The organism is Novosphingobium sp. KACC 22771 (assembly GCF_028736195.1).
In the GTDB taxonomy this organism is placed as follows: domain Bacteria; phylum Pseudomonadota; class Alphaproteobacteria; order Sphingomonadales; family Sphingomonadaceae; genus Novosphingobium.
In genome coordinates this window covers 810746-830083 of record NZ_CP117881.1, presented here as the reverse complement: position 1 = coordinate 830083, position 19338 = coordinate 810746, and the positions used below count along the sequence as shown (strand labels likewise).

Here is a 19338-nt window from a genome sequence, read left to right as displayed (position 1 = left end):
GAGGGTCTAGACCCTCGCGCTCCCATTACTGTCTTCGTGGCGCCATGGGTTCGGCGCCCGGTGTCGGACGTAATGTCTGAATTTGAAAGCCTGCGCCGCCTTTAACGTAAGTTCGCCGCGCCGCAGGCTTTAAAACCATCACACCGCATCAAACCCACCCCCGTTAACGGGATTGCAAAGGGACGAGTCCCTTTGCCCGCCGGAGGCATAAATCCCTAACTCTCCGCCAAGCCAAACGGCGCCGCCCCCCGCCGATAATCCTCCGCCATCACCTCGCGCCCGATCGGCGGCAAAGCACGCGCCGCGCAATCAGGGCGATGGCACAACCGACATGACACGCCGATAGGCGCAGCCTCGGCGCGGCGCGGATCGGCGCCTTCGGCATAGATCAGACGGGGCGCATGCTCGGCGGCGCAGGCAAGGGCAACGGCGCGCAGGATGCGGGGCTGGCGGTATCCGCCGCCGCCCGATTCGACGGTGCGGGCGATGGAAAAGAAGCGCTGGCCATCGGGCAATTCGAGCCATTGGGTGTGGACGCGGCCCGGCGCGGCGAAGCAATCGTGGACGTTCCAGAGCGGGCATCCGCCACCATGCGAGGCAAAGGGGAAACCCGCGCCGTCGAGCCGTTTCGAGATATTGCCCGCCGCATCGAGGCGCAGGAAGAAGAAGGGCACCTTTTCCGCATTGGGCTTGTGCAGCGTGGTCATACGGTGGGCGGTCTGTTCGAAACTGGTGCCGAACAGGCGGGCGACGGCCTCGATGTCATAGCGCCGATCCTCGACCGCGCGGGCAAAGGCGTCATAGGGCATCAGAATGGCCGCCGCGACATAGCCCGCCAACGCGCGGCGGACGAGGTTCGATGTGGTCTGGCTGGCAAAAGCGCCCTCACGGGTGATCGCGTTGATATCGCCCCGGCATTCCTGATAGGCGATCTGGAGCGCGGCCTGAAACCGGGCCGTATTGGCCGAGAGCGTATCGACCAGCAGCAATTGCTGATTATGCCGGTCAAAGCGGCGGATCGCGCCCATCATCACATGGTCGGGCAGGCTGCGGGTACGGATGCCGTGGCGCTGGGCAAGGTAGGCTTTGGGATCGCCCGATTCGGCCACGAGGGCGGCGATGCCCTCGGCCCGCGCATCGAGCGAGGGGAACCAGTTGCGGCGGGCGGAGATAAAGCACCGCGCCTCGGCCACGGGGTCAGGCGTCTGACTGCCGCCGCCCGCCGAAAGGTCGGCCAGCGCGGCCTGTTCGCGGGTATAGGCGCCGTGGAGCCGCAGGAGAGCCTCGGAAATGCCGGGGAAGGAGGTGGCCAGATCCGCCACTTCCAGCGCGGGCAGATCGATGTCGGCAAAGATCGGATCGCGCAGCACGTCCTGCAGCCGCCGTCCATAATCGGCGCCCTCATCCCCGCCCAGATCGTCGAGGTCGAGGCGATAGGCCCGCGCAAGGCGCAGCACGAGATCGGCGGTAAAGGGGCGCTGGTTGCGTTCGAGCAGCGCGACATAGGAGGGCGAAATCTCCAGATCGGCCGCCATCGCCTGCTGCGTCAGCCCCAGTTCGCGGCGCAGGCGTTTCAGGCGCGGCCCCATATACAAGGGCTTTGGTCCGGACATGGGGGCCTCCTTTCGTGGCTGTCTTGTCACACCTATACAACTTTACAGACAAAAGATGTAAAGTTTTACAGCCACACCTCGCCGTGAATTTTCTCGAATCGCGCCACGGCATAAACAGGCTTCAACAACGCAGATGCCCAACCATGACCGGGCGCGTTACACCCAGCGGGAGTTGAAGCCATGACGTACCAGTCCACCATCGCCGAAGCCAACACGGCCATTGGTCCTAACACCGACACATGGAACGGCATCGACGCGGCCAATGTCGCCCGCATGCGCCTGCAGAACCGTTTCCGCACTGGCCTTGATATTGCGCGCTATACCGCCAAGATCATGCGCCAGGACATGGCCGCCTATGACGCCGACCCCGCCAATTACACCCAGTCGCTGGGCTGCTGGCACGGGTTCATCGGGCAGCAGAAGCTCATCTCGATCAAGAAGCATTTCGGCAGCACCAAGGGCCGCTACCTCTATCTTTCGGGCTGGATGGTTGCCGCGCTGCGCAGCGAATTTGGGCCGCTGCCCGATCAATCGATGCATGAAAAGACCAGCGTGTCGGATCTGATCGAAGAACTTTACACCTTCCTGCGCCAGGCCGATGCCCGCGAGCTGGGCGGCCTGTTCCGCGAACTCGACGCCGCCAAGGCAGCCGGCGATGCGGTCAATACCCATCGTCTCCTGCACAAGATCGACGAATTCCAGACCCATATCGTGCCGATCATCGCCGACATTGACGCCGGTTTCGGCAATGCCGAAGCCACCTATCTGCTGGCCAAGAAGTTCATCGAGGCGGGCGCCTGCTGCATCCAGATCGAAAATCAGGTTTCGGATGAAAAGCAGTGCGGCCACCAGGACGGCAAGGTCACCGTTCCGCACGAAGACTTCCTCGCGAAGATCCGCGCGGTGCGTTACGCTTTCCTCGAACTGGGCGTTGATGATGGCGTGATCGTGGCCCGCACCGACTCGCTGGGCGCGGGGCTGACCAAGCAGATTGCCTATGTCCGCGAAAAGGGCGACATCGGCGATCAGTACAACAGCTTCCTCGACTGCGACGAAGTGACCGCCGATCAGATCACCCACGGCGACGTGCTGATCACCCGCGACGGCAAGCTGATGCGTCCCAAGCGCCTGCCCTCCAACCTGTTCCAGTTCCGCACTGGCACCGGGGAAGACCGCTGCGTTCTCGACTGCATCACCTCGCTGCAAAACGGCGCGGACCTGCTGTGGATCGAAACCGAAAAGCCGCATATCGGCCAGATCGGCGGCATGGTCAGCCGTATCCGCGAGGTGATCCCGAATGCCAAGCTGGTGTACAACAATTCGCCTTCGTTCAACTGGACGCTGAACTTCCGCCAGCAGGTGTTCGACGCCTGGGTCGAAGCAGGAAAGGATGTCTCGGCCTATGACCGCACCCGTTTGATGAGCGTTGATTATGACGACACCGAACTGGCGATCGAAGCCGACGAACGCATTCGCACCTTCCAGCGTGACGCGGCGGCTCAGGCGGGGATCTTCCACCACCTGATCACCCTGCCCACCTATCACACGGCGGCGCTGAGCACCGACAATCTGGCCAAGGAATATTTCGGCGAGGCCGGTATGCTGGGTTACGTCAAGGGCGTGCAGCGTCAGGAAATCCGCCAGGGCATCGCCTGTGTGAAGCACCAGAACATGTCGGGCAGCGACATTGGCGACGATCACAAGGAATATTTCTCGGGCGAAGCCGCGCTGAAGGCCGGCGGGGTCCACAACACGATGAATCAATTCGCAGCGTAAATGCCGCGATGGGAACGGCTCCAGTAGGCCGGGGCCGTTCCCACTCTTTAATGCCAACCCTTCTTGCCCAACCCTTCTTGCAACGAGGAGAAAGACGATGACGACCCAAGTTCGCGAACCCGCCCGCGCCCGCGCCGTCCTCTCGACCGAGGACTTCCGGCTCTTGCAGGAAGCGGTACTGTTTTATCTGCGCGCTCATGAGGACGCGCCGGGAACCGCCAAGTTCTCCAATCTCTATCACCGGCTGGGCAGTGTGACGCGCCGATAGACCGGAGAAGACAATTTCGTTTGAACTCCTGGGGAGGAGTCGACTTGAGGCCCGCCGGAGCGATCCGGCGGGCCTTCCTTTATGGCCGCGCTTACTTTCATTCTTGTCAATTAGCGACCTGCTGATACACCACCGCGCGTCAGAAAGTTTTGCGGGGAAGACAGATATGAAAAGACGCGCATTCCTCTCCTCGGGCGCCGGTGCGGCTTTGGCGGCCGCCCTGCCGGGCGCGGCGCGGGCGGCGGGCAACGTGTCCGGCATGGGATCGGACAAGGCATCCGGCAAGGCAGACGCCGATTTCGTCGCGCTGACCGACCGGATCTTTTACGAACGCCTCGCCCTTGCGCCGCAGGATGCCACCTCGATCGGGCTGGACAAGGATGAGCGCGCCGCGCTGCGCTCGCAGCTGAACGATCGCAGCGCCGCCGGTTTCGAGCGCGTGCTGGCCGATCACCGCCGGGCCGCCGCCGCGCTGCGCGCGATCAACCCGGCCACCCTCTCGCCCACCGCGGCGCAGCAGCGCGAACTGGCGCTGTGGTATGAGGATCGCGCCATCGCCTCGGCCAAATCGGGCATCGAGAGCGTGGAGCAGCCCTATGTCCTCTCGCAGGCCGACGGCGCCTATTTCGAAGTGCCCGATTTCCTCGACAGCCAGCATCCGGTGGCGACCAAAGAGGATGCCGAAGCCTATCTGGCGCGGCTCGATGCCTTTGACCGGGCGATTGATCAGGACAGCGAGAAGCAGAAATCGCGGATCGCGCGCGGGCTGGTCGCGCCGGGCTGGTCGCTGGATCTGACGCTGGGGCAGATGCGGGCGCTGCGCGGGGCAAAGCCGGAGGAAAGCGGCATGGCCACCTCGCTGGCGCGCCGCTCGGCCAAGGCGGGCATCGCGGGCGACTGGCAGGCGCGCGCCGCCGCCATCATCGCGGCCAAGGTCTATCCCGCGCTCGACCGCCAGATCGCCTTTGTCGAGAGCCTGAAAGGTCAGACCCCGGCGGGCGACGGCATCTGGCGCGTGAAAGATGGCGAGGCGATCTATGCCGCCGCCCTGGCCGAGGCGACCACGACGACCTTTACCCCCGAGGAGATCCACAAGATCGGCCTTGCCCAGGTGGCCGACCTCTCGGCCCGCCTGGACAAGGTGCTGCGCGCCAATGGCATGACGCAGGGGACCATCGGCGCGCGTCTTGCCGCGCTCAACACCCGCGCCGACCAGCTTTATCCCAACACCGACGAAGGCCGCGCCGCGCTGCTGGCAAGCCTGAACCACAGCGTGACGGCGATGCAGCAAAGGCTGGGCGGGGCGTTTAACGATCCGCCCAACGATCCGCTGGAAATCCGCCGCGTGCCGGTCGAAATTCAGGATGGCGCGCCCAACGGCTATTATTACCGCGCGCCCTTCGACGGATCGCGCCCGGCGATCTATTGGATCAACCTGCGCGATACGGCCAACTGGCCCAAATATGGCCTGCCCGATCTGACCTATCACGAAGGCGTGCCGGGCCATCACCTTCAGCTCTCCTATGTGCGGCGCGCGGGCAATCTGCCGCTCTTGCTGCGCAACACGTTCAATTCGGCCTATACCGAGGGCTGGGCGCTGTATGCCGAACAGGTGGCCTATGAACTGGGCGCGTTGCCGGGGCTGGACGAGGCGGGCTATCTGCAATCGCTGCTGTTCCGCGCCACGCGATTGGTGGTGGACACCGGCATCCATGCCAAGCGCTGGAGCCGCGAGGAGGCCACGCGCTATATGATGGACACCACCGGCTTTGTCCGCGGCCGCAGCCAGAGCGAGATCGAGCGCTATATCTGCCTGATCGGTCAGGCGTGCAGCTACAAGATCGGCCACAACGTCTGGGTGGCCCAGCGCGAAAAGGCGCAGAAGGCGCTGGGTGCCAAGTTCGACATGGGCTGGTTCCACGATGTGCTCAAGGACGGCATCCTGCCGCTGGCCATGCTGGAGCGGCGGGTGGATGAACGCATCGCGGCGCGGGCCAAGGGTTAAACAACCGCGCATCCGACTGGTTGATACCGCCTAGCGCAAAATACTGGGGTTGCCCGAAAGCTTCTGGGGCAACCCCTTCGTGTAAAAGCGGCGCGACAACGAAAGGAAGATAATGGGCTCGCGCAATGGTATCCCGATGGATCGCTCGGAATGGTTCAACCGGCTGGACGAATTGGCCCAGACCATCAAGGGCGCGCAGGCCGGGCAGGAGATCGCTCTGCTGCGCCTCTTTCTCGACCTGCTCGACCATGCGCCCGAAGCCCTTTTGCTGCAGGGTCTGATGCCGCCGCCGCGCGATCGGATCGAGGCCGTTCTGGCCGTCGGCGCGTTGGAGAGCGCGGTATTGATCCTGATGGGCGAGGACAGCGGCTTTTGCCTTTCGCGCGGGGCCGACGGCACGCCGCTGGCCTCGGTGCTGCTGCCCTATCGCTTTGAGGAAACCACCTCGGGCGGGGCCAGCATGACGCTGGCCTGCCTTGGCGCGCTGGCGGGCGCGCTCAACGGCGCAGAGCGGCGGATGGCGACCGGCGCCTATTTCGAAATTCCGGCCGGGACCATATTGCATTGAGCGCTGCGGCGGCGAAGCGCTGCGGCCTGAAATTTCTTGTCAGCGGGCGATGCGATTGTCATACCTTACAACGATAGGCTGATAAAGCCTGCGTTGAGAGGACCGCCCCCGATGTCTCTGCTTTCCCTGCGCTCGGCCCTGCTGCTCATGCCGCTGGCCGCCTCTCCTGCGATCGCCGCGCCTGCGCTTGGGGCGGCGGACACCTGTGCGGCCATGGCGCGCCAGAATTTCGGCCCCGGCGTGGCGATCACCTCGGCGCGGATGGTCGCGGCGGGCTCGATGCCGGGCGAAATGGGCGCGCCGCCGGTTGAACTGCCCGCCCATTGCCGGGTCGAAGGCACGATCAATGCCCGCCAATCCAAGGGCGTTGCCTATGGCATAGGCTTTGCCATCGCGATGCCCGCCAACTGGCAGGGACGCTTTCTGCTGCAAGGCGGGGGCGGGCTGAACGGCTCGGTGCGGCCGCCCATCGGCGCGGCGGCCTCTGGAAAGACCCCCGCTCTGGCGCGCGGCTTTGCCGTGATCAGTCATGACAGCGGCCACAAGGGCGCGGTGTTCGACCGGGAATTCATGGTCGATCAACGCGCCGCGCTCGATTTTGCCGAAAGCTCGGTGCGAGAGGTCGCGCTGCTGGGCAAGGCGATTACGCGGGCCTATTACCGCCGCCCGATCGCGCATTCTTATATGGCGGGCTGTTCGACCGGCGGGCGCGAGACCATGCTGGCCGCCCAGCGCTATCCTGAATTGTTTGACGGACTGGTGATTGGGGCGCCCGCGATGCGGACGGGTAATTCCAATCTGGCCACCACGCACGCCGCCATCACCTTTAATCAGGCCGCCCCGCGCGATGCGGCCGGATTGCCGATTCCGGCCCAGATCTTTTCCGCCGCCGACCGCAAGACCATCCTTGATGGCCTCTTGAACCAATGCGACGCGCTGGACGGGCGCAAGGATGGCATGATCGCCCATGTGGCCGCCTGTCATTTCCGCCCGGCCGCGCTGATCTGCGCGCCCGGCGCGACGCAGAATTGCCTCTCGCCGCTACAGGCCGAAGTGCTCGAACGCGCGTTCCAGCCCCCGCGCGACAGGGCGGGCCATGCGCTCTATTCGCCCTTTCCCTATGACACGGGCATCATCGCCACGGGCGGCGGCATTCCCGGTTTTCTGCCCACCGGCATGTCCGGCCCGCTTGGCCCCCCGATCCGCGATCTGACTTTTGACCCCGACGCCCGAATTGAGGCAATCCGCGCCGATTTTGTTCAAGGGCTGACCGACACCGACCGCTGGACCAACCTGTCGGGCTTTCTGGGCCATGGCGGCAAGCTGCTGTTCTATCACGGCGTATCCGACCCGTGGTTCTCCGCCTTTGACACATGGGACTATTGGCAGCGCGCGGCGGCGGCCAATGGCTCGGCTTTCACCGATGCCAGCCGGTTCTATATGGTGCCGGGCATGGGCCATTGCGGCGGAGGCAATGCATTTGACACGTTCGACCTGCTGGGCGCAGTGGTCGATTGGGTGGAAAAGGGCAGCGCGCCCGAGGCCGTCGCCGCCTATCGCCGGAGCGGGAGCGAGACGATGCCGCTTTGTCCCTATCCCGGTTTTGCGCAATTTTCGGGCGATCCGGGCCGCTATTCCTGCGCGCCGCGTTAACCCTGCGCGTTAAGACTGGTCGCGTTAAGACTGGTCGCGTTCGGCCCGATAGGTTGCCCGCTGCCAGTCATAGGCCGGATCGACCAGTTCGGGGTGGTCCTTGAACGCCTCGGCGGGCGGCGGGGCCATGCCCAGCGCATCGAGCAGGACCCAGAGCGCGAATTTGCGCCCGCCCTCCTGCTCGACCCCGAAATCGAGCGCAAGCTGTTCACAGCCCATCGCCAGCGTATCGGGATCGACATCGGCCAGATCGGCAGTTTTGAAATAGTGGTGAAGCAGCCTATCGAGTTCCATGGCGAGACCCTTGCGCCATCGCGCCCGGTTTGAACAGGCCCATCCGCAATTCGGCCCGGTTGACACCTCGCGTCGCCCTGCTCCAACCTTGGGCCCTGCCCCACCCTTGGGCCATGTCTGCAATGGAGTTTGCCATGATCGCCCGCCGCTGCCTGCTTGCTCTTGCCCTTGCGACATCGGCAATAGGGGGGGCCTCGGTTGCGGCCCCCGTTTCGGCCAAGCCTGCCGCTGTCGCTGCGGGCAAGCTGGACGCCAACCCCCGCACCGTCATCATCACCGCGTTCGAGCCGGAATGGGTGGCGCTGGAGGGCGCGGTGAAAGCTCCCAAAGCCTATCACATCAACGGCCTGACCATCCTGACCGGCACGATGGCGGGGCGTCCGGTGGTCTTGCTGCAATCGGGCGTCTCGATGGTCAATGCGGCGATGAACACGCAATTGGTGATCGACCGGTTCAACGTAAAACGCATCGTCTTTTCCGGCATTGCGGGCGGCATTGATCCGGCGCTGTCGGTGGGCGATGTGGTGGTGGCCGACCAATGGGCGCAGTATATGGAGGTCGCGCTGGGCCGCAAAAAGGGCGATCAGTTCATCAGCCCCGACATCTATGACGACCCGGACCATCTGAGCAATTACGGCATGATGATCCCGCGCACGGTGCGCGTGGGCAATGCCACGCAGCCGGCCAAGCGCCACCGCTGGTTTCCGGCCGATCCCGCGCTGCTGGCGCTGGCGCGCAAATCGGTGGGGGGCTTTGCCCTCGAACGCTGCCTGCCCGCCAACGAGCCGATCCCCCAGACGCGCGGCGTTTCGGCCGAGGCCGGGCGCTGCCTCGACCACCAGCCGCGCGTGATGGTGGGCGGCAATGGCATTTCCGGCCCCGCCTTTGCCGACAATGCCGAATATCGCGAATATCTCTTTGCCCAGTTCAAGGCGCAGGTGCTGGACATGGAAACGGCGGCGACGGCCCATGTCGCCTATGCCAATCAGGTACCCTTCATCGGCTTCCGCTCGCTCTCCGACCTTGCGGGCGGCGATTCCGGGCCGAACCAGTCATGGGTGTTCGGCCGCCTCGCCGCGCGCAATGCGGCCACGGTGGTGCAACGGTTTGTGGCCGCGCTTCCCGATTGAGCGCGGCACCGGCTGCCGAAACGTCAGTTTCGGCTCAGAGCATCAGAAAGCCCGATAGATCACCGGCGCGATATTGGTGAAATTGGCCAGATCGGCCATCACCTTGGGCGTCTCGATCCCGTTCAGCGCCGCATCGATCGCCTCGCTGCTTTCAAAACGCAGCAGCACCGCCGCGTGCCACGGCTGCTCGCCATGCGGCAGGAGTACCTCGGCGCCGCTCAGCCCATAGGGCGTCCAGCAGGTGCGGACCAGGGGGATATGCGTCTCGACATAATATTCGGCGTCAAAGGCGGTGCCATCGCCAACAGGATAGCTGACAATCAGAGTAGGCATGATCTTCTCCTCATCCCGCGCCCGGCTTCGCGCCGGGTCGCTTGTATGGGATCAACTTGCCGCAATTATCGGCAATAGGCGAATTGCCCTTTGGTCCTACGCGCTTTTGCCCGCGAGCCTGTTCAAGGGCGCGTAAAGCGTTTAACCTCGCCCAATCCGACATCAAAAGAGCCGTTCTGCCATGATCGAAAAGCGTTATCTCTCGGCCAATGACCTGCTTGCCGACTCCTTTCGCCTTGCCAATAAAATCCTCGATTCCGATTTTCGCCCCACCCATATCGTGGGCATCTGGCGCGGGGGCGCGCCTGTCGGCATCGCGGTTCAGGAGCTGCTGGAATATCACGGCGTGGTGACCGACCATATCGCCGTGCGCACGGCCAGCTATACCGGCATTGACGCGCAAAAGGACGAGGTTCAGGTCTATTCGCTGGGCTATCTGATCGACACGCTCGAACCCACCGACAAGCTGCTTGTCATCGACGATGTGTTCGACAGCGGGCGCTCGATCGCCGCGTTCCTCAAGGAACTGGCTGCGCGGTGCCGCCACAACACGCCCAAGACGATCCGCAGCGCCACCGTTTATTACAAGCCGAGCCGGTCCAAAGTGGACATCAAGCCCGATTTCTATGTCTATGAAACCGACGAATGGCTGGTGTTTCCCCATGAGGTGGACGGGCTGAGCAAGGAGGAAATCCGCAAGCACAAGCCCGAGGCGGCGATCATCCTGCGGGAGGAATAAGAGGGGCGCGCGAATTTTTGCAACGCGCGGGGCAAAAATTTGCGCTTTCTCGCACAGGGTCGCCGGGGCAAAGAGAGTTGGGGCAATTAACGGAGGCCAGATGAGCGGGGACATCGATGAGGCGACACTCGATGTCCTGCTGCGCGTGGCGGGATTGGCCCCACCACCGGAATGCCGCGCCGGGATCATGGCCAATCTGGCGCTGCTGGCGCGTCATGGCGCGCATTTGCGCGAAATAGACGATTGTCTGGTGGACCCTGCCGAGTTGATCGCGCCATGATCGACCCGCTCAATATCTTCACTACGCTCCTGCCCGAAGGCGGCCCCTTGCCCAATGGCCCCACGCCGGACGGACCTTTGGCGGGCACGACCTTTGCCGCCAAGGATCTGTTCGATGTGGCGGGTCATGTCACGCTGGCGGGGTCCAGGATCAACGCCGATGACGGCAAAGTGGCCGCGCAGGACGCCACGCTGGTGGCAAGGTTGAAGGCGGCGGGGAGCCGGTTGGTCGGCATGACCAACATGGACGAATATGCCTATGGCTTTGCCACGGAAAACAGCCATTACGGCACCACGCGCAACCCGCATGATCCCAGCCGCATCGCAGGCGGATCATCGGGCGGATCGGCGGCGGCGGTGGCGGCGGGGCTGGTGGATGTCGCGCTGGGGTCGGACACCAACGGGTCGATCCGGGTGCCAGCCTCGCTCTGCGGGGTTTATGGGCTGAAGCCGACATTTGGCCGCCTGTCGCGCGCCGGGGTCTATCCCTTTGTCCACAGCCTCGACCATGCCGGATTGTTTGCGCGCACCCCGGCGATGCTGGCAGCCGCCTATGACGCGATGCAAGGCCCCGACCCGCGCGATCCGGCGCAAGGCCAACGCCCGGTCGAACCCGTGGCGCTATCGCCCGACATGCCCCCCCTGCGCGTGGGCGTCCTTGGCGGGTTCTTCGCCACCGGCGCCGCGCCCGAGGCCCATGCCGCGATGGCCCATGTGGCCGATGGTCTGGCGGGTCTGGGCTGTTCCATCGCCCCTGCACTGCTCACCGGCGCCAGTCAGGCGCGCTCGGCGGCCTTTTGCATGACCGCGATGGAGGGGGGCAGCCTGCACCGCGCCGACCTGATGACGCGCCCGATGGATTTCGATCCGGCAGTGCGCGACCGGATGCTGGCCGGATTGCTGATGCCTGCCGATCTGCTGCTGGCCGCGCGGAGGGTGCGGCGGATCGTCGCCGATCAGGCCCGCGCGCTCTTCGCAGATTTCGACCTGCTGCTCTCCCCCGCCACGCCATGCAGCGCCCCGCGCATCGGCGAACCGACCATCGAGATCGAGGGCGAGCAGGTTCCCGTCCGCGCCAACCTCGGCATGTTTTGCCAGCCGATCAGCTTTATTGGCCTGCCCGCCCTATCGGTCCCCGCGCTTGCGCAAACGCCCCTGCCCATCGGCGTCCAGATGATCGCGCCCGCATGGGCCGAAGCGCGCCTGATCGACGCTGCCCACCACCTTCACCGCGCCGGGATCACCGGCACCACAGGACCCACGCCATGAGCCTGACCGCTACCCTTGACCGCCATTTCGCGCTATCCGAAAGGGGCACCTCGATCCGCACCGAGGTGCTGGCCGGGGCGACGACCTTCCTGACCATGGCCTATATCATTCTGGTCAATCCCTCGATCCTCGGGCTGGCCGGGATGCCGGTGGCGGGGGTGGCGGCGGCCACCTGCTTTGCCGCCGGTTTTGCCAGCATCCTGATGGGCACGATCGCCAATACGCCGCTGGCCCTTGCGCCGGGCATGGGATTGAACGCCTATTTCAGCTTTACCGTGGTCCAGTCGATGCATGTGCCGTGGCCGGTGGCGCTGGGCTGTGTATTTGTGTCGGGGGCGATTTTCCTGATCCTGACGCTGGCGGGGATACGCCAGATGATCGTGGCGGCGATCCCGTCGCATCTGTTCGCGGCGGTGGCGGCGGGCATCGGGCTGTTCATCGGGCTGATCGGTCTTAAAAACGGCGGTCTGGTGGTCAACAGCCCGGCCACGGGTCTGGCTCTTGGCAATCTGCATGAGACGGGGCCGATTCTGGCGATTGTCGGGCTTGTGCTGGTGGTGTCGCTGCATGTGTGGCGGGTGAATGCCGCGATCCTGATCGCGATTGCGGCCACCACGGTTCTGGCATGGATCGTGGGCGCGGTCAGCTTTGACGTAAAACCCTATTCCATCGCGGCGATGACCGAGACGGTGGGCAAGCTCGACCTTGGCGGCGTCTTCGGCTTTGGCGGCAAGGCGGGGCTTGGCGTGTTCGAGATCCTGTTCGTGTTCCTGTTCGTCGATCTGTTCGACAATCTGGGCACGCTGATGGCGGTGACGCGCCGGGCGGGCCTGATTGAACCGGCAGGCAATATTCCGGGGTTGAACCGGATGCTGGTGGCCGATTCGCTGGCCACGATGGTGGGCGCGGTGGCGGGCACGTCCACCGTCACCTCCTATGTCGAAAGCGCCAGCGGGGTCGAGGTTGGCGGGCGCACGGGCCTGACCGCAATTGTCACGGGCGTGCTGTTCTTTGCCGCGATGTTTGCCGCCCCCTATGCGCAATTGGTGCCCAGCGCGGCAACGGCGCCCGCGCTGATTTTGGTGGGCGCGCTGATGATGGTGCCGCTGGCCGATGTGGAATGGACCGATCCGGAGGCCGCGATCCCGGCCTTCCTGACGCTGGCGGGCATTCCGCTCACCTTTTCCATCGCCAATGGCCTGGCCTTTGGCATTGCCGCCCATGCGCTGATCAAGCTGGTGCGGGGCAAGATCACGCAAAAGGACTGGCTGCTGCTGGTGCTGGCGGGGCTGTTTATCGCGCGCTTTGTCTGGCTCTCGGGGGCGGCGTGATGCGGACCATCCGGGGCGCACAGGGCATCGTCACCGCGCCGCATTTTCTGGCCAGCCGCGCAGGGCTGTCGGTCTTGCAGGATGGGGGAACCGCGGTCGAGGCCTGCGTGGCGGTGGCGGCGGCTTTGGCCGTGGTCTATCCGCATATGACCGGCATCGGCGGCGATGGCTTCTGGGTGATCCGCGAGGCAGACGGGCGGGTGCATGGCATCCATGGCTGCGGCGGGGCGGCGGAACGGGCCGATCTGGCGCTCTATGCCGGGCTGGAGGCCGTGCCATGGCGCGGGCCTCTGGCGGCCAACACCGTGGCGGGAACGATCAGCGGGTGGCAGGCAGCGTTGGAAGGCGATGGCGGCACGATGCCTTTGGCGCGCCTGCTGCGCGATGCGATCGCCCATGCCGAGGCGGGGGTGGCGGTAACGCGCGGCGGGGCCGAAATTGCCGCCGCCAAGGGGCCGGAATTGCGCATTCAGCCAGGCGCCTATGCATCGGTGTTCGAACCCGATGGCCATCCCCTGCGCGAGGGGGATATTCTGCGCCAGCCCTTGCTGGCCGCCACCCTGCGGCGCCTGTACGAGGAAGGGCTCGACAGTTTCTATCGCGGTCCTCTGGCGTCGGACATCGCCGCCGATCTCGCCGCGCTGGGCAGCCCGGTTTCGGCCTCCGACATGGCCGCGCATCACGCCACCCGCCCCGCCCCGCCCCATGTGCGGACGAGCCATGGCACGCTGTATAATGCCGCCCCTCCGACGCAGGGAACGGCCTCGCTGCTGATCCTCGCGCTGTTCGACCGCTTGCAGGCAGGCGCGATGGATGGGTTTGATCATATCCACGGTCTTGTCGAGGCCACCAAACAGGCGTTTCTCTGGCGCGACCGCCATTGCGGCGATCCGCAATATATGGAGAGCGATCCGCAAGCCCTGCTCGACGATGCCGCCGCGCTCGACGCGATGGCCGCGCGGATTGATCCGGCCCGCGCCCTGCCATGGCCCCAGCCCAGCCAGTGGGGCGACACCTGCTGGTTCGCCGCCGCCGACAGCCGGGGGCAAGTGGTGTCCTGCATCCAGAGCACCTATTTCGAATTTGGCTCCGGCCTCGTCCTGCCGCAAACCGGCATCATATGGCAGAACCGGGGCGCATCGTTTCGTCTGGCGCCGGAAGGGTGGAATGCGCTCAAACCCTTTCGCAAACCGTTCCACACGCTCAATCCCGCGCTGGCGCTGTTCGATGATGGCCGGGTGATGGCCTATGGCACGATGGGCGGCGAGGGCCAGCCCCAGACGCAGGCCGCGATCTTTTCCCGCTATGCCCGCTTTGGCGCCGATCTTCAGGAGGCGATCTCCGCCCCCCGCTGGCTGCTGGGCCGGACATGGGGGGATCAGTCCACCACGCTGAAGATCGAGGACGGGTTTGCGCCCGAGGTCTATGATGCGCTGATCGCGGCGGGCCATGATGTCGAGCGCGTTGGCCCGATCACGGCGATGATGGGCCATGCGGGCGCGATTGTCCGCCGCCCCGATGGCGGATTGGAAGGCGCCACCGATCCGCGCAGCGATGGCGAGGCATCAGCATGGTAGGCGGATCACGAGCGGTCGCACGCTGCGAGGCTTTGGGCCGCGCGCCTTTTTCCGACATGGAGGGCGGGCTCTATCGCGCATGGCTGAGCCCTGCCTATCGCGCCGCGCGTGAACAGCTCTCGGCATGGATGGTCGAGGCGGGTATGACCCCGCGCACCGATGCGGCGGCCAATCTGATCGGGCGCTATCCCGGCACGCTGGACCTGCCCCCGCTCATCATCGCCAGCCATTTGGACAGCGTGCGCGATGGCGGATTTTACGATGGGCCTTTGGGGATAATGCTGGGGGTAGAATGCGTGGCGGCGCTCTCGGCCTCCGGGCGGCATATGCCCTTCCCCATCGAGGTGATGGCCTTTGGCGACGAGGAAGGCAGCCGCTTTCCCGCCGCCATGCTGACCAGCAAGGCAGTGGCGGGGGTCTTGGAGGCCGTGCCGGAAATGGCGGACGCAAAAGGCATCACGCTGGCGCAGGCTTTGGCCGAATATGGCCTCTCGCCCGACGGGCTCGCCGGAGCCAGACATTCCGGCGCGCTGGCCTATCTGGAGGCGCATATCGAGCAAGGCCCGGTGCTTGAGGCCGAGGGGCTGGCCTTGGGCGTGGTGACGGGGATTGCCGCGCAATTGCGCTATGGCATGGTGGTGCGGGGCCTTGCGGGCCATGCGGGGACCAGTTCGATGCCGCTGCGCCGCGATGCTTTGGCCGGGGCGGCGGAAATGGTGCTGGCGGTGGAGGCCATTGCGCGGGCGGATGAGAGCGATCTTGTCGCCACGGTGGGCCGGATCGAGGCTTTGCCGGGCGCGGCCAATGTCATTGCGGGCGAGGTGCGTTTTACGCTCGATGTGCGCGCGGGCGATGCGGCGCGGCGCAACCGGGCGGCGGAGCGGATCCTTGATGCGATGGTCGAAATTGCCGATGCGCGCAGGCTGGATTTCACGTTCGAGCTGATCCACGATCTGCCCGCCAGCCCCTGCGATGGGCGGCTGATGGACCTGCTGGAGAGCGCCTTGGTGGAAAACGGCCATCCTGCGCGGCGGCTGGTGTCGGGGGCGGGGCATGATGCGATGGTGATGGCGCAATTGTGCCCCACCGCAATGCTGTTCATCCGTTGTCGCGACGGCATCAGCCACAATCCGGCCGAACATGTCGAACCCGCCGATGCCGAGGCGGCTTTGGCCGTCATGCTGGGCTTTATCGAGAAAATGGGAGCAACCTATGCTTGATCCGCTGCTCTTTGGCGAGATCGACCCGCCGCAGCGTCTGTTGATGGGGCCGGGTCCGGTCAATGCCCATCCGCGCGTTTTGCGGGCGATGAGCGCGGATTTGCTGGGCCAGTTCGACCCGGAAATGACCGCCTATATGAATCAGGTGATGGCGCTCTATCGCCCGGTCTTTGGCACGCAAAACCGCTGGACCATGCTGGTGGACGGCACGGCGCGGGCGGGAATCGAGGCGGCGCTGGTCAGCCTGATCCAGCCGGGAGAAACCGCGCTGGTGGTCAATTTCGGCCGCTTCGGGCTGCTCTTGCAGGAGATCCTGACGCGGATCGGGGCGCGGTTCGAAACCGTCGATGCGCCATGGGGCGAGGTCGTGCCGATGGAGGCGATCCGCGATGCCGCGCTGCGCGTCCGTCCGGCGCTGATTTGCAGCGTGCATGGCGATACGTCCACCACGATGGCCCAGCCGCTCGACGGCCTTGGCGCGATTGCCAGAGAGGTCGGCGCGCTGACCTATATTGACGCGACCGCGACCATCGGCGGGATGGACATCGCCGCCGACCGCTGGGGCGTGGATGTTGTCACGGGGGGGCTGCAAAAGTGCCTTGGCGGGCCATCGGGCATCGCGCCGATCACCATTTCGGACGCGGCGGCCGAGAAGATCTTCGCCCGCCGCCATGATGAAAAGGGTATTCGCGCCGCCGACGCCGTCGATGGCCATGGGCCGCGCATCGGTTCTAACTATTTCGATCTGGCCATGGTGATGGATTACTGGAGCGAGAAGCGGCTGAACCACCACACCGAGGCCACATCCATGCTCTATGGCGCGCGCGAATGCGCCCGCGTAGCGCTGGGCGAAGGGCTTGAGGCGCGATACCGCCGCCACCGCGCTGCGGGTGCGGCGATGGGCGCGGGGCTTCGCGCGATGGGCCTGACGCTGTTTGGCGATAATGCGCACCGGATGACCAATGTGACAGGCGTTTACATCCCCGAAGGCGTCGATGGCGAAGCGATCCGCCGCGCGATGCGCGAGCATTTCGAGATCGAGATCGGCACTGCTTTTGGCCCCTTGGCCGGGCGGATCTGGCGGCTGGGCGCGATGGGCTATAATGCGATGAAGCATAAGGTGCTGCTCACGCTGGGCGCGCTGGAGGCTTGTTTGAACGCGCAGGGTCATCACGTGCCGCTGGGCGCGGCCGTGCCTGCCGCGCTCTCCGCTTGGGAGGATGAGCATTGAGCCGCGACCTGATCGGCTATGGCGCAACGCCGCCTGATGCCCGGTGGCCGGGCGGGGCGCGCGTGGCGGTCAATTTCGTCATCAATTATGAGGAAGGCGCGGAAAACAGCCCGCTTTACGGCGATGAACTGTCCGAAGGCTTTCTGTCCGACATGGTGGGCGCAGCGCGCCACCCGGCCCGCGCCATGGCGATGGAAAGCCTCTATGAATATGGCAGCCGCGCCGGTTTCTGGCGCCTCCACCGCCTGTTTACGACACGCGCCGCGCCCGTCACCGTGTTCGGTGTGGCCGCCGCGATGGAACAGAACCCGGCGGCGGTCGAGGCCATGCTGAAGGCCGATTGGGAGATGGCGACCCATGGCTACCGCTGGATCGACTATCAATACATTGCCCCCGAGGTCGAGGCCGAGCATATTGCCAAGGCCATCGCCATCCACACAGCGCTGACCGGAGAGCGCCCGCTCGGCTGGTATCAGGGGCGCACCAGCCCCAACACCGCCCGCCTCGTCGCGCAGGAGGGCGGGTTTCTTTACGATGCCGATTCCTATGCCGACGATCTGCCCTATTGGGATGACCGGCACGGCAAAGCGCAACTGATCGTGCCCTACAGCCTCGATGCCAATGACATGAAGATGGTCGCGCTCAACGGCTTTACCGACGGCGAGCAGTTCTTCCGATATTTGCGCGACACGTTCGACCAATTGGCCGAGGAAGGCGGGCGGATGATGAGCATTGGCCTGCATGGGCGCATCGCGGGGCGGCCGGGCCGCGCGTGGGCGGTGGCGCGTTTCCTCGATCATGTGATGGAAAGCGGCGCGGCGTGGATCACCACGCGGCGCGAGATCGCGCGCCACTGGATCGCCACGCATCCCTATGGAGGCGGCGCATGACCATCGACGATCCGGTCGTGCTGGCCGAAGTGACTTCGGCGTTTCATGAATATGAGCGCGCCCTGATGGCGGATGACATTCCCGCGATGGACGCGCTGTTTCACGATGCGCCCACCACCAACCGCTATGGCGTGGGCGAGGTGCTCTATGGCATCGAGGAAATCCGGGAGTTTCGCAAGGGGCGCGGCGGGTCGCCACAGCGGCGGCTGGGCCGGGTTGCGATCACCACCTATGGCGATGCCTTTGCCACGGCCGATGCTGAATTTTTCCGCGAAGGATCGGATCGCCGCGGGCGGCAGACGCAGGCTTGGGTGAAATTTGCCGATGGCTGGAAAGTCGTCTCGGCCCATGTCAGCATGGAAGGGAATTCGCATTGAACGCCCTGTTCGAACATTCGCCATGGGTGGAGGAACGCGCCGATGCCGCGCCTTCATCGGGCGACCGCCATGCCGATCTGATGGCGGTGGTCCATGCCGCCAGCCGCGCCGAACAATTGGCCCTGATCCGCGCCCACCCCGAACTGGCGGGCAAGGCGGCCATCGACGGCAATCTGACGCAGGCCAGCGCCGCCGAACAGGCCAGCGCCGGGCTGGACCGTTTGACGCCCGAGGAATATGCGCGGTTTCATGCGCTCAACGCCGCCTATCGCGCGGCCCATGACATGCCTTTCATCATCTGCGTGCGGCTGACCGACAAGGCTGGTATATTGGCCGCGATGGAGGCCCGCGCGGCCCATGATACCGAGACCGAAATAGCCACCGCGCTGGCCGAAATCGGAAAAATCACCAAATTGCGGCTGGAGGATCGGCCATGAGCAGCCTTTCGACCCATGTTCTCGACACGATGCACGGCACGCCCGCCGCCGGGATGGCGGTGACGCTGACCGGGCCGCATGGGCTGGCGGCACAGGGGGTGACCAATGAGGATGGGCGCGTGCCCGGTTTGGCGCCTGCGGATTTGCCGCCGGGGCGCTATCGGTTGAGTTTTGCCGTGGCGGAGTATTTCCGGGACCGGGGCGTGGCCCTGCCCGATCCGCCGTTTCTGGACGAGGTTTCGATTGATTTCGGCATAGCCCAAAGCAGCGGGGCCGAAGGCGGCGGGCATTACCATGTGCCGCTGCTCGTCTCGCCCTTTTCCTATTCCACCTATCGCGGGAGTTGAG

Annotated in this window: 20 protein-coding genes and 1 pseudogene; 18 read left to right on the top strand and 3 right to left on the bottom strand. The window is 65.1% G+C overall.

Translation table 11 applies throughout. The features are described 5' to 3' along the window. Positions 1 to 215 precede the first annotated feature (215 nt). Positions 216 to 1613 (bottom strand): helix-turn-helix domain-containing protein, encoded by a 1398-nt coding sequence (locus tag PQ467_RS03630; protein ID WP_274175194.1) that lies wholly within the window; start codon positions 1611 to 1613, stop codon positions 216 to 218. A gap of 180 nt (positions 1614 to 1793) precedes the next feature. On the opposite strand from PQ467_RS03630, the gene PQ467_RS03625 reads away from it, so the two are divergent. From PQ467_RS03625 to PQ467_RS22725, 6 genes and pseudogenes are all read left to right on the top strand, one after another. After that, entirely contained in the window at positions 1794 to 3389 is a 1596-nt protein-coding gene (locus PQ467_RS03625; protein ID WP_274175193.1) for an isocitrate lyase, read from the top strand. Between the two features lie 97 nt (positions 3390 to 3486). Beyond that, the gene (locus PQ467_RS03620) at positions 3487 to 3657 is read left to right on the top strand and encodes a hypothetical protein (protein WP_168604178.1); all 171 of its coding nucleotides are present in this window, start codon (positions 3487 to 3489) and stop codon (positions 3655 to 3657) included. Between the two features lie 166 nt (positions 3658 to 3823). Continuing rightward, positions 3824 to 5662: a DUF885 domain-containing protein gene (locus tag PQ467_RS03615; RefSeq protein ID WP_274175192.1), complete on the top strand. Its 1839-nt coding sequence runs from the start codon at positions 3824 to 3826 to the stop codon at positions 5660 to 5662. Between the two features lie 112 nt (positions 5663 to 5774). Next, complete coding sequence (locus PQ467_RS03610; protein WP_274175191.1) at positions 5775 to 6230, top strand: hypothetical protein; 456 nt, start codon at positions 5775 to 5777, stop codon at positions 6228 to 6230. 111 nt (positions 6231 to 6341) lie between these two features. Beyond that, positions 6342 to 7364 (top strand): annotated as a pseudogene (locus PQ467_RS03605) (tannase/feruloyl esterase family alpha/beta hydrolase); the annotation flags it as partial. Between the two features lie 42 nt (positions 7365 to 7406). Next, positions 7407 to 7883: a tannase/feruloyl esterase family alpha/beta hydrolase gene (locus PQ467_RS22725; protein ID WP_443192993.1), complete on the top strand. Its 477-nt coding sequence runs from the start codon at positions 7407 to 7409 to the stop codon at positions 7881 to 7883. A gap of 24 nt (positions 7884 to 7907) precedes the next feature. On the opposite strand, the gene PQ467_RS03600 is transcribed toward PQ467_RS22725, so the two are convergent. After that, the gene (locus tag PQ467_RS03600; protein WP_274175189.1) at positions 7908 to 8177 is read right to left on the bottom strand and encodes a hypothetical protein; all 270 of its coding nucleotides are present in this window, start codon (positions 8175 to 8177) and stop codon (positions 7908 to 7910) included. A 134-nt stretch (positions 8178 to 8311) separates the two neighbouring features. Here PQ467_RS03600 and PQ467_RS03595 point away from each other — a divergent pair, with 134 nt between their 5' ends. Continuing rightward, the gene (locus PQ467_RS03595; protein WP_274175188.1) at positions 8312 to 9307 is read left to right on the top strand and encodes a 5'-methylthioadenosine/S-adenosylhomocysteine nucleosidase; all 996 of its coding nucleotides are present in this window, start codon (positions 8312 to 8314) and stop codon (positions 9305 to 9307) included. A gap of 42 nt (positions 9308 to 9349) precedes the next feature. Here the strand turns inward: PQ467_RS03595 and PQ467_RS03590 are convergent, their stop codons facing one another. Continuing rightward, positions 9350 to 9640 carry an EthD family reductase gene (locus tag PQ467_RS03590; protein WP_274175187.1) on the bottom strand — a complete coding sequence of 97 codons (291 nt, stop codon included), beginning with the start codon at positions 9638 to 9640 and terminating at the stop codon, positions 9350 to 9352. 181 nt (positions 9641 to 9821) lie between these two features. Here PQ467_RS03590 and PQ467_RS03585 point away from each other — a divergent pair, with 181 nt between their 5' ends. From PQ467_RS03585 to uraH, 11 genes are all read left to right on the top strand, one after another. Further along, positions 9822 to 10379, top strand: coding sequence for a phosphoribosyltransferase (locus PQ467_RS03585; protein ID WP_274175186.1), 558 nt, complete (start codon positions 9822 to 9824; stop codon positions 10377 to 10379). A 100-nt stretch (positions 10380 to 10479) separates the two neighbouring features. Beyond that, the gene (locus PQ467_RS03580) at positions 10480 to 10659 is read left to right on the top strand and encodes a hypothetical protein (protein WP_274175185.1); all 180 of its coding nucleotides are present in this window, start codon (positions 10480 to 10482) and stop codon (positions 10657 to 10659) included. Next, the gene (locus PQ467_RS03575) at positions 10656 to 11927 is read left to right on the top strand and encodes an AtzE family amidohydrolase (RefSeq protein ID WP_274175184.1); all 1272 of its coding nucleotides are present in this window, start codon (positions 10656 to 10658) and stop codon (positions 11925 to 11927) included. The genes PQ467_RS03580 and PQ467_RS03575 overlap by 4 nt, the downstream gene beginning before the upstream one ends. Further along, on the top strand, positions 11924 to 13258 hold the full coding sequence (locus tag PQ467_RS03570; RefSeq protein WP_274175183.1) for an NCS2 family permease: 1335 nt from the start codon (positions 11924 to 11926) through the stop codon (positions 13256 to 13258). The genes PQ467_RS03575 and PQ467_RS03570 overlap by 4 nt, the downstream gene beginning before the upstream one ends. Next, positions 13258 to 14835 (top strand): gamma-glutamyltransferase family protein, encoded by a 1578-nt coding sequence (locus PQ467_RS03565; protein WP_274175182.1) that lies wholly within the window; start codon positions 13258 to 13260, stop codon positions 14833 to 14835. The genes PQ467_RS03570 and PQ467_RS03565 overlap by 1 nt, the downstream gene beginning before the upstream one ends. Next, positions 14829 to 16055, top strand: coding sequence for an allantoate amidohydrolase (locus tag PQ467_RS03560; RefSeq protein WP_274175181.1), 1227 nt, complete (start codon positions 14829 to 14831; stop codon positions 16053 to 16055). Before PQ467_RS03565 ends, PQ467_RS03560 begins: the two co-directional genes overlap by 7 nt. After that, on the top strand, positions 16048 to 17286 hold the full coding sequence (locus PQ467_RS03555) for a pyridoxal-phosphate-dependent aminotransferase family protein (protein WP_274175180.1): 1239 nt from the start codon (positions 16048 to 16050) through the stop codon (positions 17284 to 17286). The genes PQ467_RS03560 and PQ467_RS03555 overlap by 8 nt, the downstream gene beginning before the upstream one ends. After that, complete coding sequence (gene puuE / locus PQ467_RS03550; protein ID WP_274175179.1) at positions 17283 to 18176, top strand: allantoinase PuuE; 894 nt, start codon at positions 17283 to 17285, stop codon at positions 18174 to 18176. Before PQ467_RS03555 ends, puuE begins: the two co-directional genes overlap by 4 nt. Beyond that, entirely contained in the window at positions 18173 to 18553 is a 381-nt protein-coding gene (gene hpxZ / locus PQ467_RS03545) for an oxalurate catabolism protein HpxZ (RefSeq protein WP_274175178.1), read from the top strand. Before puuE ends, hpxZ begins: the two co-directional genes overlap by 4 nt. Next, positions 18550 to 18990, top strand: a complete 441-nt coding sequence (uraD, locus tag PQ467_RS03540; protein ID WP_274175177.1) for a 2-oxo-4-hydroxy-4-carboxy-5-ureidoimidazoline decarboxylase — start codon at positions 18550 to 18552, stop codon at positions 18988 to 18990. Before hpxZ ends, uraD begins: the two co-directional genes overlap by 4 nt. Beyond that, complete coding sequence (uraH, locus tag PQ467_RS03535; RefSeq protein ID WP_274175176.1) at positions 18987 to 19337, top strand: hydroxyisourate hydrolase; 351 nt, start codon at positions 18987 to 18989, stop codon at positions 19335 to 19337. Before uraD ends, uraH begins: the two co-directional genes overlap by 4 nt. Position 19338: the final 1 nt, after the last annotated feature.

Excerpts from the sequence above, each read along its gene's own strand:
- hpxZ (WP_274175178.1), top strand. The coding sequence starts at position 18,173 with ATGACCATCGACGATCCGGTCGTGCTGGCCGAAGTGACTTCGGCGTTT.
- PQ467_RS03590 (WP_274175187.1), bottom strand. The coding sequence starts at position 9,640 with ATGCCTACTCTGATTGTCAGCTATCCTGTTGGCGATGGCACCGCCTTT.
- PQ467_RS03565 (WP_274175182.1), top strand. The coding sequence starts at position 13,258 with ATGCGGACCATCCGGGGCGCACAGGGCATCGTCACCGCGCCGCATTTT.
- PQ467_RS03610 (WP_274175191.1), top strand. The coding sequence starts at position 5,775 with ATGGGCTCGCGCAATGGTATCCCGATGGATCGCTCGGAATGGTTCAAC.
- PQ467_RS03575 (WP_274175184.1), top strand. The coding sequence starts at position 10,656 with ATGATCGACCCGCTCAATATCTTCACTACGCTCCTGCCCGAAGGCGGC.
- PQ467_RS03630 (WP_274175194.1), bottom strand. The coding sequence starts at position 1,613 with ATGTCCGGACCAAAGCCCTTGTATATGGGGCCGCGCCTGAAACGCCTG.
- PQ467_RS03555 (WP_274175180.1), top strand. The coding sequence starts at position 16,048 with ATGCTTGATCCGCTGCTCTTTGGCGAGATCGACCCGCCGCAGCGTCTG.
- PQ467_RS03560 (WP_274175181.1), top strand. The coding sequence starts at position 14,829 with ATGGTAGGCGGATCACGAGCGGTCGCACGCTGCGAGGCTTTGGGCCGC.
- PQ467_RS03570 (WP_274175183.1), top strand. The coding sequence starts at position 11,924 with ATGAGCCTGACCGCTACCCTTGACCGCCATTTCGCGCTATCCGAAAGG.
- PQ467_RS03595 (WP_274175188.1), top strand. The coding sequence starts at position 8,312 with ATGATCGCCCGCCGCTGCCTGCTTGCTCTTGCCCTTGCGACATCGGCA.
- uraH (WP_274175176.1), top strand. The coding sequence starts at position 18,987 with ATGAGCAGCCTTTCGACCCATGTTCTCGACACGATGCACGGCACGCCC.
- PQ467_RS03585 (WP_274175186.1), top strand. The coding sequence starts at position 9,822 with ATGATCGAAAAGCGTTATCTCTCGGCCAATGACCTGCTTGCCGACTCC.
- PQ467_RS03625 (WP_274175193.1), top strand. The coding sequence starts at position 1,794 with ATGACGTACCAGTCCACCATCGCCGAAGCCAACACGGCCATTGGTCCT.
- PQ467_RS03615 (WP_274175192.1), top strand. The coding sequence starts at position 3,824 with ATGAAAAGACGCGCATTCCTCTCCTCGGGCGCCGGTGCGGCTTTGGCG.
- PQ467_RS03620 (WP_168604178.1), top strand. The coding sequence starts at position 3,487 with ATGACGACCCAAGTTCGCGAACCCGCCCGCGCCCGCGCCGTCCTCTCG.
- PQ467_RS03600 (WP_274175189.1), bottom strand. The coding sequence starts at position 8,177 with ATGGAACTCGATAGGCTGCTTCACCACTATTTCAAAACTGCCGATCTG.
- PQ467_RS22725 (WP_443192993.1), top strand. The coding sequence starts at position 7,407 with ATGTCCGGCCCGCTTGGCCCCCCGATCCGCGATCTGACTTTTGACCCC.
- PQ467_RS03580 (WP_274175185.1), top strand. The coding sequence starts at position 10,480 with ATGAGCGGGGACATCGATGAGGCGACACTCGATGTCCTGCTGCGCGTG.